At 33.4% G+C, this 18,386-nt stretch carries 13 protein-coding genes; 7 read left to right on the forward strand and 6 right to left on the reverse strand.

Annotated features, from left to right (window positions below):
* Positions 1–75 precede the first annotated feature (75 nt).
* Both ABJF52_RS07925 and ABJF52_RS07930 read left to right on the forward strand, forming a co-directional pair.
* Positions 76–5,523, forward strand: coding sequence for an Ig-like domain-containing protein (locus ABJF52_RS07925; RefSeq protein WP_348148804.1), 5,448 nt, complete (start codon positions 76–78; stop codon positions 5,521–5,523).
* A 63-nt stretch (positions 5,524–5,586) separates the two neighbouring features.
* Complete coding sequence (locus ABJF52_RS07930) at positions 5,587–6,543, forward strand: carboxypeptidase-like regulatory domain-containing protein (protein WP_348148807.1); 957 nt, start codon at positions 5,587–5,589, stop codon at positions 6,541–6,543.
* 101 nt (positions 6,544–6,644) lie between these two features.
* Here the strand turns inward: ABJF52_RS07930 and ABJF52_RS07935 are convergent, their stop codons facing one another.
* The 6 genes from ABJF52_RS07935 to ABJF52_RS07960 form a co-directional block, all read right to left on the reverse strand.
* Positions 6,645–9,191, reverse strand: a complete 2,547-nt coding sequence (locus tag ABJF52_RS07935; RefSeq protein ID WP_348148810.1) for a phosphoenolpyruvate carboxylase — start codon at positions 9,189–9,191, stop codon at positions 6,645–6,647.
* Between the two features lie 185 nt (positions 9,192–9,376).
* A complete protein-coding gene (locus ABJF52_RS07940; RefSeq protein WP_348148813.1) occupies positions 9,377–10,051 on the reverse strand; it encodes a uracil-DNA glycosylase family protein in 675 nt (224 codons plus the stop codon).
* Positions 10,052–10,669: 618 nt separating this feature from the next.
* Positions 10,670–11,035 carry a hypothetical protein gene (locus ABJF52_RS07945; RefSeq protein WP_348148816.1) on the reverse strand — a complete coding sequence of 122 codons (366 nt, stop codon included), beginning with the start codon at positions 11,033–11,035 and terminating at the stop codon, positions 10,670–10,672.
* A 55-nt stretch (positions 11,036–11,090) separates the two neighbouring features.
* Entirely contained in the window at positions 11,091–11,852 is a 762-nt protein-coding gene (gene yaaA, locus ABJF52_RS07950) for a peroxide stress protein YaaA (protein WP_348148819.1), read from the reverse strand.
* 93 nt (positions 11,853–11,945) lie between these two features.
* Positions 11,946–12,971 carry an RluA family pseudouridine synthase gene (locus ABJF52_RS07955; protein WP_348148822.1) on the reverse strand — a complete coding sequence of 342 codons (1,026 nt, stop codon included), beginning with the start codon at positions 12,969–12,971 and terminating at the stop codon, positions 11,946–11,948.
* Positions 12,972–12,973: 2 nt separating this feature from the next.
* Positions 12,974–13,561, reverse strand: a complete 588-nt coding sequence (locus tag ABJF52_RS07960) for a PASTA domain-containing protein (protein ID WP_348148825.1) — start codon at positions 13,559–13,561, stop codon at positions 12,974–12,976.
* 240 nt (positions 13,562–13,801) lie between these two features.
* On the opposite strand from ABJF52_RS07960, the gene ABJF52_RS07965 reads away from it, so the two are divergent.
* The 5 genes from ABJF52_RS07965 to ABJF52_RS07985 all read left to right on the forward strand — a co-directional run.
* Positions 13,802–14,773 carry a D-alanine--D-alanine ligase gene (locus tag ABJF52_RS07965; RefSeq protein ID WP_348148828.1) on the forward strand — a complete coding sequence of 324 codons (972 nt, stop codon included), beginning with the start codon at positions 13,802–13,804 and terminating at the stop codon, positions 14,771–14,773.
* 35 nt (positions 14,774–14,808) lie between these two features.
* Positions 14,809–15,264: a pantetheine-phosphate adenylyltransferase gene (gene coaD, locus ABJF52_RS07970; RefSeq protein WP_348148831.1), complete on the forward strand. Its 456-nt coding sequence runs from the start codon at positions 14,809–14,811 to the stop codon at positions 15,262–15,264.
* A gap of 210 nt (positions 15,265–15,474) precedes the next feature.
* Positions 15,475–17,316 carry a PAS domain-containing protein gene (locus ABJF52_RS07975; RefSeq protein ID WP_348148834.1) on the forward strand — a complete coding sequence of 614 codons (1,842 nt, stop codon included), beginning with the start codon at positions 15,475–15,477 and terminating at the stop codon, positions 17,314–17,316.
* Complete coding sequence (locus tag ABJF52_RS07980; protein WP_348148837.1) at positions 17,309–17,713, forward strand: response regulator; 405 nt, start codon at positions 17,309–17,311, stop codon at positions 17,711–17,713. The genes ABJF52_RS07975 and ABJF52_RS07980 overlap by 8 nt, the downstream gene beginning before the upstream one ends.
* 48 nt (positions 17,714–17,761) lie before the next feature.
* Positions 17,762–18,386 (forward strand): M14 family zinc carboxypeptidase (locus ABJF52_RS07985; protein ID WP_348148839.1); only part of this gene is annotated, 625 nt, incomplete at its 3' end.

Consider the following 18,386-nt stretch of genomic DNA (forward strand, 5'->3'; position numbering starts at 1 on the left):
GTTATAATTAAGTTAAAATATTCTTTATTTACTTCCCCAATTTTCCGTGTTAACCACTTAGTTGATACTATAAAGATGAAAAAACACTACAATCTACGTTCAGTAGCGCTTTTGCTATTGTCTATTATTTTAATGTCAGCCGTACCATTTATATTTGGTCCAGGACTAACTAAGGCAGAGCCAATTGGCAAATATTTAAATGGCAATTTTCCTGGTTCACTTCCTCAAGGTTTACCATATCAACCGGTTTTTCCCAACATAACTTTTGACTCTCCATTAACGTTTAATGATGTTCCAAACAGCAATAAAATAATTATAGGACAAAGAGATGGAAAAATATTTTGGTTCGATAAAGATCCAAATGTAGCTGTTAAAAATTCTATGATAGATTTATCTGAAAAAGTTGGTCTCGTATGGGATGGAGGCTTTTTAGGATTAGCATTGCATCCACAATTTGGAACAACTGGAAAAAATTACTTTTATGTCTGGTATTCTACAGAAGATGCCAATAGTAATGATTTTCCAAATAGTTATACAGTTCAAAATTGCGACAGTGAAGAATATTGGGGCAATTTTTTAGTACTTGCCAGATATGAGGCAAACCCTAATACTCTAAATGTTGAACCATCTTCTGAACAAGTAATGTTAAAATTAAGAATGTATGGCACTACTCATAGAGGTGGCGGACTTTTATTTGGCGATGATGGATTCCTATATTTAACTACAGGAGATCAAACAGCATTCAAAAAAGCACAAGACATTATTAATAATTTAGATGGTGGAGTATTACGTTTAGATGTTGATAAAAATACTACGAGAAGTCATGCGCCTATCAGAACCATGCCAGATGATCATGGCTATTCTGATGAAATTACAGGAAACGGTTATTGGATTCCAAACGACAATCCTTTCTTAAGTCCCACTGGAACCAATTTTGAGGAATACTATAGTATGGGACATAGAAACCCGCATAGAATGACAAAAGACCGGGAAACTGGAGAATTATACGTTGGTGAAATTGGTGGTGGCAGACATGAAGAAATAAACATCGTAAAAAAGGGTAAAAACTATGGTTGGCCTCTTTATGAAGGTTTATATAAAAGTACTGTATGTGTACAAGATTTATACAATAGTATGTCACATGAACAACCTTTAGTCGCTTTTCCTAGAACAGAGGCAAATGCAATTATTGGTGGTTATGTTTACCGCGGTAATGAAGTTCCAGAATTAGTTGGAAAATATATTTGTGCTGATTATGGTAGTGGTGAAGAAATTTTCACTGTAGATATAACTAATGGCACATACGAGCAATATGGAAATTTCACTTCAACCAATATTATCTCTTTTGGAGAAGATGAAGATGGTGAGCTTTATATAATGAAGCAAGGTGTTTCATCGCTTTACAAAGTTACCTCTAAGAATACGGGATTTGGCAGCACCCCTCAATTATTATCACAAACAGGAGCTTTTTCAGACTTAACTAACTTAACTCCTACCGATGGTTTAATTCCTTATGATCTTGTAGAATCATTTTGGTCGGATGGAGCAGAGAAAAAACGATGGATGGCTATACCTAATGATGGAAGTCATAACGCCTCTGATGAAAAAATAAAGTACACAGATGTTGATGATTGGGATTTTCCTATTGGATCAGTTTTAGTAAAACATTTCGAACTACCAATTGACGAAAGAAATCCAACATTAACGAAACGGTTAGAAACGCGATTTTCAGTTAAGGCGAGTGACGGAAATTTTTATTTCGTCACTTATAAATGGAATGAACAACAGACAGACGCTACCCTATTAACTAGTGGTTTAGATGAGAATATAGGCATTACAAAAGCAAATGGAAGCTCCGACACTCAAACATGGAGTTACCCTAGCACCATTGATTGTGTAAGCTGTCATAATCCAACTACGGGAGGTGTTATTGGTGCAAAATCTAGATTCCTCAATAAAGATTATACCTACCCTAAAACAGGCGATACTGGTAATCAATTAGTAACGTTAAGCCATTTAGGAATCTTAGACCAGGCAATAACCGATGTAGACACAAATGGTATTTTAACATCAAAATCTATTGATGACCCTACTGCTAGCTTGGATGATAAAGCCCGGTCTTATTTAGACTTAAATTGTGCCTATTGCCACAGACCAGGCACAGGTAACCGAGGTGATTTTGATCTTAGATTAAATCTAGATCTTGTACAAACTGGTGTACTAACTGCTTCACCATATATTCCATTGGGGATACCTAATGAGAAAATCGTTGCAGCTGGCAATGTAAGCAGTTCTATACTATACCATCGTATGAATAGTATTGACCCATCAATTAAAATGCCTCCGATATCAAAAAATAAAATTGATGTAAAAGCGGTAACCTTAATTAATGAATGGATTGGTCAATTAGACCCAGATCCATGTGCTGATCGCATTATTATGGAAACTTTTAATAATGTCACAGGAACAACTATTGCAGAACTAAAAAGCAATTCCAATTTTCCAGATGCACCAAGTTCAACGAAAGAACTCAATGAATTTCGTATTCCAATAAATGTTGGAGACGATTACGGCGTGCGTGTAAAAGGTCTTTTAAAGGCTCCAGAATCAGGCACCTATTATTTCTGGGTAGCTGGAGATGACAATGTTGAATTAAATTTGAGTACCGACGCAACAACATCTAATAAAACAAGAATAGCGTATCATAACAGTTGGTCATATGATGTAGAATGGGATAAATTTTCGACACAGAAATCAGTAGGAATTGAACTAGTAGGTGGTGAAAACTATTATATAGAGGCTTTGATGAATGAACGTGGTGGTGGTGATAATTTAGCAGTAGGATGGCGAAAACCAAGTAATGGAAATGGCTCTACTCCTTTTCAAGTTATTCCTTGTACCGCTTTTGATGAATACAGTGGAACTCCAGTTGTTAATGTCAAAGGAGTAGCTTTAGATATAAATACTAAAACTTTAGATGTTGGTGATTCGCAACAACTTATTGCTACAGTTAGTCCAATTGATGCCGATGACACTTCTGTCACTTGGAGCTCATCCAACACCTCTATTGCTACCGTAGACACCAATGGATTAGTATCAGCAATTGGAAAAGGCAATACAACAATTACTGTAACAACAACTGATGGGGCATTTACTGCTCAAGCCGTAATAACGGTAAAAATTCCGGTAACAGGCATACTTAACAATCCAGCTACAGCATCAATTCAAGAAGATGAAACTGCAACAATTCAAGCTATTATAACTCCATCTAATGCGAGCGATAAATTAGTAACCTGGACTTCTAGCGATTCAAGCATTGCGACTGTAAATACTAATGGTCTTGTTCGCGGTGTTACTGCAGGTGAGGTTAGTATAACTGCCACAACTACAGATGGTAATTTTAGCGCCACTACTCAAGTAACCATTACTGCGAAACCAATAGCTGTTACTGGAATTAGTGTTGATCCAACTACCACTTCTATTGAGGTTGATAAAACTACAACTATTCAAGCAATTGTGGTTCCCACCAACGCTAGTAACAAATCAGTTACATGGACCTCAAGCGACACAAGTATTGCAAGCGTAAATAATAATGGTCTTGTTCGCGGTCTTACTGCAGGTAATGTTACGATTACAGCTACTGCTAATGACGGTAATTTTAGCGCTACTACTCAAGTAACCATTACCGCAAAGCCAATAGCCGTTACTGGAATAAAAGTTTCTCCAACCACAGCAGCTATTAAAGTAGATGAAACTACTACAATTGAAGCTGTAGTAAGCCCTTCGAATGCAAACGACAAATCAGTTACTTGGGCCTCAAGTGACACAAATATTGCCACGGTAAACACAAATGGATTAATACGTGGTATATCTTCTGGTAATGCTATTATTACAGCAATAACAAATGATGGCGAATTCTCAGCATCTACTAGTGTGGTGGTATCTACTATTCAAATATGCAATGCACAAGGTGCTATTTTAATGGAACGTTTTGATGGAATTGTAGGAGAACCTATTAGTCAACTTTTAAACTCAAGCAATTATCCCAATAATCCATCGCAGACGATGTTGTTGTCAAGTTTCGACATACCAATAAATGCCGCAGAAAACTATGGAGCTCGTATTCATGGATATTTATGTGCTCCTGAATCAGGCACCTATTATTTTTGGATTGCAGGTGATGACCATGTACAATTAAGTTTATCAACCGATACGAACGCTACTAACAAAAATAGAATAGCCTACCACAATGAATACACTGGTTATAAAGAATGGAATGTATTTACTTCGCAAAAATCATTAGGAATACAATTACAAGCGGGTCAATCTTATTTCATAGAAGCACTTATGAAAGAAGGTGATGGTGGCGATCATTTAAGCGTTGGTTGGAGAAAACCTAGTGATGGAAATGGGAGTTCACCTTCACAAGTTATTCCAGGTTCAAATCTATCACCTGCCAGTTTCGTACCAACCGCTGTAACTGGTGTTTCCACAACACCAAAAACAGCTTCAATTGCCGTACACGGTAGTATTAAGCTGGAAGCACTAGTTACGCCTTCAAATGCAACAGATAATTCAGTCGATTGGAGCACCAGTAATTCGGCTATTGCAACGGTTAATTCAAATGGTTATGTACAAGGAATTGCACCTGGTAATGCCACTATAACTGTACAAACAAACGATGGTAATTTCACTGCTATTACGGATATAACAGTCGTTAATAAAACAGACTGTTCTGCTGAAGGTATCATCGTTATGCACCGGTATGATGATATTTATGGGGAAGACTTAAACTTACTAAAAAATTCAAGTAATTACCCTGATAATCCTTCTGCAACAATAGAATTAACTGAATTTGACATCCCAAAAAATAATGTTGATTATTATGGCGCTAGAGTACAAGGATTCTTATGTGCACCTGAATCTGGTATCTATTATTTTTGGGTGGCTGGTGATGACTTTGTGGAATTAAACCTATCATCAAACAGTCAAGAGATAAACAAAACGAGAATTGCCTATCATAATGAATATACAGAATACAAACAATGGAATGTATTCAGCACTCAAAAATCGGTCGGCGTTCAATTATACGCCGGACAAAAATATTATATAGAAGCCTTGGTAAAAGAAGGTGACGGTGGAGATCACTTAACTGTAGGTTGGCGTAAACCAAGTGATGGTAATGGCAGCATACCTGCTGAAGTTATTCCGGGTACATTCCTATCACCTCCAGAGGGTTATACTACATCAGAAAACATTATTAATACTATTATTTCCGGGAAGAGTCCAATAACATTAAAAATTAGTGAAAATCCTGTAACAGAAAATATAGATATTGAAGTAACCAATGTAGAGGAGCGCATTATTGAATATTTTGTGTATTCGCAATCTGGCGTACAAGTAGCATATAAAAAAGGTGGAGCAAAAGAAGATATTGACACCAGCACTTTACCAACAGGAGTTTATACGCTAATTGCACGACTCGATGGCAAAATATTAAGCGAACAAATCATAGTTAAATAATATGTAAAAGATACTTTTATTTATCCTAGACTCGTTTAGTAGACAACAAGTGCTATGTTCTTTATGAGAAAGTTTGTCTATTTAATTTTTTTTCTTTGCAGTATAAACCAATACGCACAACAAATAGTGGTAGTAGATAGTATCAGTAATGAAACCATACCATTTGCTACCATTTCATTTGGTGACGGTATGGGAACTTTTGCCGATGAACAAGGAACCTTTTCTTTTTCTAAAAAAAAATATACAGATATAGATTCTTTATTCATTTCTGCCATAGGTTATGCAGAAAAAGGAATTAAAATAGATAGTTCCATTCAAAGAGTTTTTCTTCGCTCTGAAGTATCTCAATTGAGTGAAGTAATTGTGTCTGCGCCCAAAGAAGGTAAGTATAAAATAAGAAAGCTAAAAGGGAAAACTCATACCGATGTTTTTGCTTGCTGGCTACCAACAGTAGAAAGTGAAGTTGCAGTTTTATTTAAAAAGTATGAAAATAAGACTACTCAAATATCACAATTAAATTTACCAATAAATTCAGAGCGCCAATATAAAACTAAAGGAAAAGGGAAATTCGCTACAATTTTCAGGATTCAATATTATTCAAACAATGCAGGAACACCAGGTGAACCCTTAGGGTATGAAAACGTGATCTTTTCAATAAATGAAGAGGCTGACAAAATATTTGAGCTCGACATTTCAGATAAATCAGTTTTTATTCCTGAAACCGGAATCTTTGTTTCTATTCAAGTATTGGGCTATGCAGACAAATATGGAAATTTACTAGATACCAAGAAATACCGAGAAATAAAAACAGCCCGTGGCATCCAAAAAATATCTACCTCTTTTAGGCCTTTACTCCCATTTGTAAAGGGTGAACCAAATCAAAATACATTTGTGCGTCGCATATTTTACAATAATAAAAAATGGCAAATCTTTGATCGCAATTACAATAAGAATTCCAATCTTATACAGACAGGAAACAAAAATTATGGTATGGGTGCTGAATTTAAAGTTTGGGAGTAATTCCAAATAAAAAACTATAAACTAACATACTTAAAAAACCTTTTTACATAAGGAATTGAGTATACCAATTTATAGCTCTTTACTATTTAAAAATAATTACGTTATGCTGAATTTCTACTAGCATTAATATTACCATAAAGAGATCTTGTAACAATCTTTTCATACAATTCTATAAACTCAGATTTTTGTCCGATTTTCTGCAAAGCATTTTGTTGTATAACTAATAAAGGCAGTACAATGTTCTCCCTAATCTTAATAGATTCTCTAGATACAGCTTCATTCTCCATTAAAATTTTAGAGCCAGATATCATCAATAACATTTTCTTAGAAAGCAAATATTCTTCATGAAGAATATTCCAAAACTCACCATATTCTTCATTATCTTTCATATAAGAAGTTAACTCAAAATAACATTTAGACAGCGACATCATACTATTTAACATCAACGCTCTAAATAAAGGAACTTCTTTATATAACTTTTTTAAGTCACGTAATTTACCTTCTTCTTTCATCGTTTGAATCGCAGTCCCTATTCCAAAATAACCTGGTACATTTTGTTTTAACTGACTCCATGATCCCACAAATGAGATTGCTCTTAAATCGGAAAGTTCTAATTTCTTCTTATTCCCTCGTTTTCCTGGTCTACTTCCAATATTAGCCTTTGTATAATATTTAAGCGTACTCATATCTTCCAAGTACGGCATAAATTTATCATGGTGTTTTAAGGCATCATACTTTTCAAAACTCAACTCAGATAATTCTTCAAGTAGTTTTCTTGACTCTTTGGAAATCACATTTTCTTTTCCAAAAATATTATTAGACAAACCAGCGGTTAACAGCTGCTCACTGTTATGCATAAACTGTTCTTTTGTACCATAAGTACTAGTAATTGTCTGCCCTTGAATTGTTAATTGTATCTCATGGTTTGCAATATCTTTTGTTTGGGCTGCATAAAAACGGTGCGTTTTACCACCACCTCTTGCTGGCGGTCCTCCTCTACCATCAAAAAAGATAGCTTTAACATCATTCTTTTTGCAAATTTTAGAGAGATTTTCTTTAGTCTTAAAAATAGACCAATTAGCTTTTACATAGCCTCCGTCTTTTGTACCATCAGAAAATCCGAGCATAATCGTATGTTTATTACCTCTTCTTTCTAAGTGTGCTCGATATTGTGGAATTTTGAATAAGGCTTCCATAGTAGCCTCAGAAGTTTCCATTCCTTTCATGGTTTCAAAAAGTGGAACTATATCAAAAGTTATTTTGTCATCATCCCATCCGCACCAGCGAAAAAGCCCATACACGAATAGCACAGAGAACATATCTTCACTATTACTAATTATATACCTATCACAGCTTTCTACTCCATTTTTACGTTGAATACCTCTTAGCTGTGAAATATTTCTAATGGTGTCTTTTACAATTGGATCATCATAATCTTTAACTGAAACACTCAACTCTTCTTTCAATAATACATCTCTAAGCTTAGCAGTAGTAAGTTCATCTAAGCTCTTATCAATTATTTTATTCTTTTTTAGAATAGCTTCTACTGTTTTCGTGTGCTGACTATGATCCTGTCTAATATCAAGAATAGCAAAGTGTGTTTTAAAAATTTTGACCTTATCAATTAAATTATCTAAATCTTTTAAATAAAGACTATGATATTTATCTACTAAGAGCTCTCTAATCGCCTCTAACGGCTTTATTATGTTTTCATAACCAACATGCTTTCTGGTATCAAACATTGCGATATACAGACTTTCTCTCAATTCTTTTATATGCGCATCTAACTCTTTAAAAGTTAGCTTTTTTTGTAAAACCTTTAAATCATTATAGTAACACTTCATTAAATTAACACGAAGTTCATCTGCAACTTCTTTAGTAATTTTTGCGGTTACATAAGGGTTACCATCACGGTCTCCACCAGGCCAAAAGCCCAATTGCATTATTTTGTGATTCTCAAATTTATCATCTTTAATATTCTCCTTTATATACGAATACAAACTACCTACAGCATCGTAATATACGTTTCTTAAGGTGTAAATAATATTCTTGGCTTCATCTAAAGGCGTAGGCTTTTTTAAATTGATTAAAGAAGTTAAACCTAATTGTTGTAGCGCTATGTCTATATCATCAATACGGTCTTCAAGAATTAAAGACCTAAGCTCATCAATAATATCTAAAACTGCAGGAGTATAAAACTGTGTTGGATGTGCAGTTAGTACAATACGAGCACTAAAATTGGACAATTTATCTGCTACTTTATCCCAACTTTTATTTTTGTCTACAAGTTGAAAATAATCCTTAATAGAAAGAGAAAGCGAATGTTCATGCATTTTAGGGAAAGCAGCATCTTCAACACTATCAAAAAGTACAACTTGTCTCTCTACATACTGAATAATGCGAAACATAAAATCTATTCGCGCCTTTTCGGTATCTAGACTAGCAAAATTCTCAAAAAATTCTTCTAATATATCTTGAGGGTTTTTACCATTCTTCAACCCTTCTTGACATTGATGTACCAAAAGTGGAATTAGAATACCAACATTTTCGGTATTTTGATAAGGTAAGTTTAAGAACAAGCTATTATAAACATTGAACTTATTATTTACCGATTTTTTAAATTCTTTTAATCTTTCTGTTTGTGACATAAACTTTCTTGGAATATTCTAAAATATATAGTGTTGTGTGTCTCTCTAGTGCTATAATCGCAATGTACAAATATCGACATATTATCAGCATTGTACTTATAGCTTGTTTTGAAATAACAAAATAAACCATGTTACTGATATAAGCAACAATTATTGCAATAACAGTCGAATTATATGTATGTTATCTAAAAAAAGGATTGATACTGTAGAACTCTAAAATCTATGGTATTAAAATTAGCATTTTCACTTTTCATCTGTTTGTAAGCCGCTAAACTACCCACCGCCCTATTCGCTGCCCCTGAAGGCGCTGTTAAAGAAACAGTTTTTATAATTCTTGAATGATTTAATTTGGTTTCATCTGGAATATTAAATTGATGAATTCGAGGCACCTCATTTGAAACAACTTGCAACTTAAGGTTGTTCTCTTTCAAATGTTTTCTGAAAAAATATTCTGGTCCATTTTTACTATTTCCTCCGGTAAAAATCAAGGTATCAATATTCCTGTACTGTTTTAGATAACCTAGAATATTTCGCAGTTGAATATTTTGCATGCCTATATCTGAAGCATCAATCTTACTCCTTTCAGCACTTGCAACAATATCACAAATACCTATTTTACGTTGTTTCAAAAACTTTTTGCGCTGATTCACAGCTTCTTGTGTCGTTTCAAATTTTAAGTTTAACTTAAATATGATATTTAAGATAGGCCAAAGTTGTCCGTCTTTACTTCCGTAACAAAAATTAACATCGCCCTTTTTTAGAATGCCAATTGTAAATCTTGGCGGCGGTAAAGTCCCCACAATCAACTTAGTAGCTTCTTTAAATAAGAATGGTTCGTAAGGATGTTTGTGTTGAAACAAATTAAATATTAATTAATTACGAGTTAACAATTATTTTAAGAATGGAGGCAATTTTCATCAAACTAAGAAATCAAATTTACACAACTATTTAAAGATCAATCAATAACCACGATCACTTAAAGATCCACATAAACTACAACAAAAATACTTAAACAAACTAATTTATAAATGCAGCGTTTTTTCCAATTTTTAAGATAATATTAAACCATAAAATCGAAAATTATTTAAAATGAAGTAATTTATTGATACTAAACAATTTATCGAATTCACTTAAAGATCAAGATATATCATAAGTAAGAATTACCTTTCAAAAATAAAAATACTATTGTTAAATTGAAGTCCAAAATCAAATTTAAACTTATAAATAACTAAATATCAACACCTTAATAGCAATACTTAAAGATCAACATAAAATTAGAATCACCAGAATGTACGTAATAACTACTATAAATTGTTAAAAAATAAAAAAATCGAATACCACTAATACAATTACTTAATTATCAGCTAATTATTAGCCACACTTAAAGATCAGCATAAACCAAACTTTAGAACTATAATTCGATTATTTCGAAAAAATTGAAGAAAAATTCATTTTACGAGCAAGAGATGCCACGCCTATTAATCCACTTTAAAAACCAAGTCAACTTCACCTTCTTCACTTATACTTAGTTCGTAAGTATAAAAGCCAAAGTTCAAACTATCTTCACCAACAAAGTCTATTGGAGAATAATTATAACTGGTACTATCAGATTCTATATAAACTGAATTATACCGATAAGCAGTTTCATATTCCAAATATTCAGAATAACCCCCTGAGGATATATTTTCATACACCTCATCCGATCCCCCTACTGCAACACTGTTAAAATTTATATTTGAATCATTCTTAATTCGAATATTAACTCCACTTAAATCATCATCACGATCCGTACAAGACCCGAAAACCAAAACAATTGCAATTAGAAGCAGCGCTAACTTTTTCATAAGTATCCTATTTTATATGATATACTTAAATTAACGTTTTGGAATAAAAAATATTCTATCGAACAAAAACCAGCTCGTTTTCTTTCTCAGAAAGAGCCTCACGATAGCCATAACCTTCATAATCGAATCCCTTTAAATCATCAATTGTTTTAGCATTTGAATCTAAGATATAACGAGACATATATCCACGCGCTAACTTCACAAAGGTCATTATTGTTTTATATTCTCCATTTTTCAGATCTTTAAAAACAATATCAATTACTGGCACTTTCAACGACTTTTTATCAATAGCTTTAAAATATTCATTACTAGCAAGATTTACAAAAAGCTCATCATCTTGCAACTCATTATTTAAAGTAGTTACAATTTTCGATTTCCAAAATTCGTACAAGTTTTTATTTTTTCCTACTGGAAATTTAGTTCCCATTTCAAGTCGATAGGGCTGCATAAGATCAAGCGGTTTAAGAACACCATATAATCCTGAAATAATACGTAATGTGTTTTGAAGTAATTCAATTTTTGCCTCCGGCAACGAATACACATCCAACCCTCGATAAACATCACCACTAAAGGCATACACTGCAGGTCGTGCATCTTCAGGAGTAAAAGGCAAACTCCATTCTTGATTTCGCTCATAATTTAATTGACCCAAATTATCTGAAATATGCATCAATTTGGAGAGGCTCTTCGCAGATTTTTTCTTCAACAATTTATTTAAACGCTCCGATTCATTTAGAAAAAGTGCTTCGGTAAAACGCTCTGTAGGCAATTGACGTTCAAAATCGAGTGATTTAGCTGGAGATAATACTACTTTCATTACTTTTAATTTTGCATAAAAATAATAAGCTTCCTTTAGAATTTAAGGTATTTCTTAGAAGAGTTATCAATAACTGTATCGAAGTAATTTATGCTACTGACTGTGCTTTGAATATTGCCTCCATTTCTCAATACATTCCGCCATATCTTGTGGAATTTCAGAATCGAACCGCATTTTCTTTTTTGTAACTGGATGCACAAAACCTAACGTTTTAGCATGCAGTGCTTGTCTAGGTAATATTTTAAAAGAATTTTCAACAAACTGCTTGTATTTCGTAAAAGTGGTTCCTTTTAATATTTTTTCACCACCATAGCGTTCATCATTAAATAATGTATGCCCAATATGCTTCATATGAACACGAATTTGATGCGTTCTACCAGTTTCTAGCTTACAGGAAACAAGCGTTAAATAACCCAAACGTTCTAGAACTTTATAATGAGTAACGGCTTCCTTACCATGGTCTCCTTCCGGAAAAACCTGCATTTGCAATCGATTCTTGGGGTGTCTAGCAATATGACCTTCAATAGTACCCTCTTCCTCTTCCATATTACCCCAAACTATAGCAATATACTCGCGTTCAGAGGTTTTGTCAAAAAACTGTTTAGACAAATGCGTCATAGCCGCTTCAGTTTTTGCTACTACCAATAAACCAGAAGTATCTTTATCAATACGATGTACCAACCCTGGCCTTTCATTACTATTCACTGGTAAGTTTTCGATATGGAATATAAGCGCATTTATTAATGTACCCGTGTAATTTCCATGTCCGGGATGTACCACCATTCCGGCTGGTTTATTAACAACTAATAGTGTATCATCTTCATAAACAATATCAATAGGAATATCTTCAGGAACTAATAAGTTTTCGTGAGGTGGGTGCTCAAATAGAACCTTAACCTCATCACCAGCCTTCACCTTATAATTCTGTTTAACAACAGCATCATTAACTCTAATATTACCAGATTTGGCAGCTTGTTGAATTTTATTACGAGTAGCATTTTCAATAAAATTCATTAAAAACTTATCAACTCTAAGCGGCTCTTGACCATTAGAAGCAGTAATATTAAAATGCTCGTAAAGTTCATTTTCCTGTAAGTCAGGATCATTTTCCGGTCCCATAGTTATTCAGAATCCGCCTTAATACGCGCTTGGTCAGGTATTTTACCATTACCACATACTAATTCTATTTTAGAAGTTTTTGGAAGTTTATCACCAGGCTTAATATATTTACTTTTGTATTTTATTTGATAAACCATGTCTTCACCCAATTCATCAATATAAGTAACACGTTGCACATCTAAACCAACTGCCTTTAACATGGAGGCGGCATTTCGCTGCGTAACCTGTATAATATTGGGCACAGTAACCTTTTTATACCCAGATGGGTTAACGGTAAAATAAATTTTCCGATTCTCTTTAACTTGATTACCTGCTTTTGGATCTTGATCAATAATCGAAAACCTTGGATAATCCGGGTTATAATTAGCTGAATCTAATACCTCATACCGAAGACCTGCATCCTCAATAGCCGCTCTCATGTCCATAACAGACATTTTTGCAAAATCTGGCACTTCTACAAATTCACCGTGGTTTGTAGTACTGCCCAACCATCTTAACACAAGAAACACTAACAACACTGTAACTACCAGTGCTAGTACTATTTGAATTAGAAAGGTCTTACTTATTAAAAAGTTGAAAAAGTTTTTCATTGACTAGAATTGACCTGACAAATATAGGAAACCGATTGCTTTTTTCTTTACTTTGAATTAGTCAAAATAAACATGTGTACCATTCAAGCTTTACAAGAATTATGATGTACCTGTTATTTTTAATCCAATTTTCAGTTTAAAGTATATCAGTCACATACCAAATCTGAACAGGATTAGACTTATAATATTAACCATTAAGGAAGAAATTTGCTGAAAAATTCTTTCAAATTTAACGAGCGCATGAAAAAAAATATTGCCATTATAATGGGTGGATATTCTAATGAATGGGAAATATCTATAAAAGGAGGAAACGTAGTTCACGACAATCTCCACAAAGATAAATTCAATAGTTATCGAATTCATATTTTACGTGACAAATGGGTTTATATTGATGAAAAAGAAATAGAACACCCTGTAAACAAACATGATTTTAGTGTAACGTTAAATGACAATAAAATAAATTTTGATTGCGTTTTTAATGCCATACACGGCTCTCCAGGCGAAGATGGACTTATGCCAGCATATTTTGCTTTATTAGGTATTCCACAAACGTCCTGCAACTATTACCAATCCGCTTTAACTTTTAATAAACGTGATTTATTAAGTGTTTTAGCTCCTTATGGCATAAAATCGGCTCCTTCATACTATTTAAACCAAGGTGATAATATTAATGAAGACGCGATTGTTGAAAAAGTTGGCTTACCATGTTTTGTTAAAGCTAATAAGGCTGGGAGTAGTTTCGGAATCTCTAAAGTTTATGAAAAATCCCTATTAAAAAAAGCAATTGAGGAAGCCTATAAACACGATGACGAAATTATAATTGAATCTTTTTTAGATGGTACGGAGGTTTCTGTTGGAGTAATTACTTATAAAGGTGAAATAAAGGTATTACCAATTACTGAAATTGTAAGTGATAATGATTTTTTTGATTATAAGGCCAAATATGAGAATCAATCAACCGAAATAACTCCTGCTCGTTTGTCTGAAGTAAAAACGAAGAACGTTGAAACAGCAGCAAAATTAGCTTACAAAGTACTTAAGATGAGCGGTTTTTCGAGAAGTGAATTTATATTCATCGGCGATGAACCCTATATGCTAGAAATGAATACTACGCCAGGTTTAACCACCGAAAGTTTGTTACCACAACAAGCTAAAATTGCTGGTATATCATTGGAAGAACTGTTTGAAAGTGTCATTCTTGAAGCATTGTAGATAAAAAGCTAACTTTGAGTGTATAAATTATAATTATGAGGCGCGCTATATTTCCCGGTTCTTTCGACCCCCTAACCTTAGGGCATACCGATATTATTAACCGCGGAGTCACTTTATTTGATGAATTAATTATAGCTATCGGTGTAAATTCTGAAAAAAACTATATGTTTTCTTTAGAAGAAAGAAAACAATTTATTGCAGAAACCTTTAAAAATGAGCCTAAAATAAAGGTAATGACTTACGAAGGACTTACCGTTAATTTCAGCAAAGAGGTGAATGCTGACTTTATTCTTAGGGGGCTACGAAATCCTGCAGATTTTGAATTCGAAAAAGCTATAGCACACACTAACAGAAAGTTAGCGAAAATTGAAACCGTATTTTTGCTTACTGCTGCACGTACCTCATATATTAGCTCATCTATAGTTCGTGATGTAATTAAGAATGGTGGTGATTTCTCAGTACTAGTGCCAAAATCTGTAAAAGTTAAATAAGTTCTACTGTTTGTAGGAATTATGGGCGTTTAAGTTAAATATACCCACAAATATTAATGTTAATTTTTTGTAGGAATTATCTTATAATTTATTAATTATAAAATTCTTCCCCTACTATATATGCCTTCACACAACTAGTTTTGGGGTATTCACAACAATAAGTAATCAAAATCAAAAAATCACCATAGTTTAGTAGGAAATTTCCTTACTATGCTCAATAGTACCAAATCTTATGTAAGGGACTATCTAGTAAAACAGTTGCCTAGTGCTACTGCTTTTATAAATACTAATTTTGAGGTGATACAAGCCTCAGATCAATGGATAGATTCCTTCGAATTTTCAGCCCCCGAGGTATTCGGGGCTACTCTATTTGAGCTATTCGGAGATGTCTCAAAACAATGGCATACAGAGCTTACCAACTGTTTTGAAGGTAAACCAGGTGGATTATATATTCATTCTTCCACGTGCGCTAATGGCGACGAAGTACACATACAGTGGAAAAATTTACCTTGGTATGATGAAAATGAGAATATCATTGGAGCCATCATACATAATGAAGATATTACACAAACGGTGGTAAATGAAGAAAAACTAGAGAAGTTAGACGTTTTTCTTCAAGAAAAATCTGAAAAAGCCAAAATCGGTAGTTGGGAATCACCCATTAATGGCAATATATGGTGGGATGATATGACCAGAAAAATCCATGGTGCTCCCAAAGATTACATCCCCACTAAAGACAACATATTCTCTTTTTATAAATGTGGCACAAGTAAACAAAAAATCTTAAATGCTGTGAAAATGGCACATGAGAATGGCCAACCTTGGAGTGAAAGATTACAAATCATAACTCCAAATGGTAAAGAAAAATGGATTATTAGCGCTGGCAAACCAATTTTTAAGAAAGGTAAAATAACAGGGTTAATTGGCACCTTTCAAGATGTAACCAAAAGAGTTCTGCAAGATGCTAAAACAAGAGAAAGCGAAAGACTATTAAAAACTTTAATTAATCATTTACCAATTAACGTATACCTAAAGGATACGGATTCTAAGAAGATTTTAGTTAATAGAAATGAGCTTAACTTCTGTGGGTTACAACATGAAGAAGAAGCAATCGGAAAAGATGATTATCATTTTATGGATGAAGCTTCTGCGGAAGCCTGTATTGAAGAAGATCAATATGTAATAAAAAATGGGAAGTCTATTTTAGGCAAAGAAAATATTATCGTAAATAAACAAGGGAAATCAACGACGTTTTTAACTTCTAAGATACCTATGTTAGATGATTACGGTAATGTTGATGGCTTAGTAGGTTTTAGTCTGGACATTTCAGACTTAAAAGCCAAAGAAGAAGAACTTAGAACATTAATAAATGTTACGGCCTTACAGAATAAAAAATTAGTTGATTTCGCTCATATCATTTCACACAATTTACGGTCGCATGCAGCTAATTTTTCAATGTTATTAGAATTTTTAGTAACAGAAAAAAATGAAAATGAGAAGAAGAAAATTACTGAAATGCTTGTTAGTGCATCAGATGGTTTATTAGAAACACTTAACAATCTCAATGAAGTTGTTGCTATAAGCACAAATATTAGAACTGAGAAAAAACCTATTACGCTTAATAAAGCAGTTAACAAAATCTGTAGCGATTTAAAATATTTAATTGAAGAGAGTAACGCCACTATAATTAATAAAATTGACGAGAAAATAATTGTGAATGTTATTCCTGAATATTTAGATAATATTATTGCCAACTTTATCACCAACGGTATTAAATATAAATCTCCTTTTAGAGATCCAATTATTACACTTAATACAGCTAAAGAAAACAAAACGGTCGTATTAACTATTGAAGATAATGGAATAGGTATTGATTTAAAGAAACACGGAGACAAGCTTTTTGGCATGTATAAAACGTTTCACAATAATGAAGACGCAAAAGGAATTGGCTTATTTTTTACAAAAAAACAGATAGAGGCCATGAATGGCAAGGTAACAGTTAATAGTAAAGTAGCAATTGGCACTACTTTCAAGATATATTTTAATGACTAAAATTAATTCGATTTACATTGTAGATGATGACCCAATAACAGTCTTCGGTATTCGTAAAATTCTAGACAGTATTGTAGAATGCGATAATATTGAAACCTTTAAAAATGGTAAGTTAGCTATAGATTCAATTAAGAATGAAGTAGAAAATTCAGGTAATATTCCTGATATTATTTTCTTAGATATTAACATGCCTATTATGGATGGATGGCAGTTTATGGCTGAGTTTATCACACTACCAATTACAAAAAAGATTAGAATAAACGTGATAACTTCATCAATTGACGCCACTGATTATGAAAATTGGGAATGTTACAGAAACAAAACGCACCATATTGTAGACTACATTCACAAACCTGCAAAGCGATCTGAAATTGAAAAAATCACTATACCCGCATAAAACATCGGATTCAGATTTTGTTTAATTTTATCACCTTAAGCAAAGCCGATGTCAAAATTTACTTCTTTATTAGCACTTAGCCTCTTATTATTTTCTTGTAATGAAAAGAAAGAGCAACACGAATCTAATTTCCCTACACATTTCGAAGAATCAAAAGGAACTGAAACAGCTACCTATCAGGAAACAATAGCATTTTACACAAAACTTGCCAAAGCCTTTCCTGAAATAAATATTCAAACCATTGGAGCGACTGACAGTGGTAAAACTTTACATGTCGTAACCTACAATATTGATGGAGACTTTAATTATCAAAAAGTCGCTGAAGACAAAGTAGTATTACTAATTAATAATGGCATCCATCCAGGTGAGTCCGATGGAATCGACGCTACCATGTTATTATTTCGCGATTTAGCTACAAAAAAACTAGAGGCACCAAAAAACACTGTACTTGCCACCATACCAATTTATAATATAGGCGGTGCACTTAACAGGAACACTAGCACAAGAGCAAATCAAAATGGACCGAAAGAATATGGTTTTAGAGGCAATACTAAAAATTATGATCTTAATAGAGATTTTATAAAGGCCGATACCAAAAATGCTCGTTCGTTTGCAAAAATATTTCACTTGGTAAATCCCGATTTATTTATCGATAACCATGTAAGTAATGGTG

The organism is Aurantibacter sp. (assembly GCF_039941195.1).
Classification (GTDB): Bacteria; Bacteroidota; Bacteroidia; order Flavobacteriales; family Flavobacteriaceae; genus Aurantibacter_A.

Coding starts and splice junctions, on each gene's coding strand:
- ABJF52_RS07925 (WP_348148804.1), top strand. CDS start 76: ATGAAAAAACACTACAATCTACGTTCAGTAGCGCTTTTGCTATTGTCT.
- ABJF52_RS07930 (WP_348148807.1), top strand. CDS start 5,587: ATGAGAAAGTTTGTCTATTTAATTTTTTTTCTTTGCAGTATAAACCAA.
- ABJF52_RS07935 (WP_348148810.1), bottom strand. CDS start 9,191: ATGTCACAAACAGAAAGATTAAAAGAATTTAAAAAATCGGTAAATAAT.
- ABJF52_RS07945 (WP_348148816.1), bottom strand. CDS start 11,035: ATGAAAAAGTTAGCGCTGCTTCTAATTGCAATTGTTTTGGTTTTCGGG.
- yaaA (WP_348148819.1), bottom strand. CDS start 11,852: ATGAAAGTAGTATTATCTCCAGCTAAATCACTCGATTTTGAACGTCAA.
- ABJF52_RS07955 (WP_348148822.1), bottom strand. CDS start 12,971: ATGGGACCGGAAAATGATCCTGACTTACAGGAAAATGAACTTTACGAG.
- ABJF52_RS07960 (WP_348148825.1), bottom strand. CDS start 13,561: ATGAAAAACTTTTTCAACTTTTTAATAAGTAAGACCTTTCTAATTCAA.
- ABJF52_RS07965 (WP_348148828.1), top strand. CDS start 13,802: ATGAAAAAAAATATTGCCATTATAATGGGTGGATATTCTAATGAATGG.
- coaD (WP_348148831.1), top strand. CDS start 14,809: ATGAGGCGCGCTATATTTCCCGGTTCTTTCGACCCCCTAACCTTAGGG.
- ABJF52_RS07975 (WP_348148834.1), top strand. CDS start 15,475: ATGCTCAATAGTACCAAATCTTATGTAAGGGACTATCTAGTAAAACAG.
- ABJF52_RS07980 (WP_348148837.1), top strand. CDS start 17,309: ATGACTAAAATTAATTCGATTTACATTGTAGATGATGACCCAATAACA.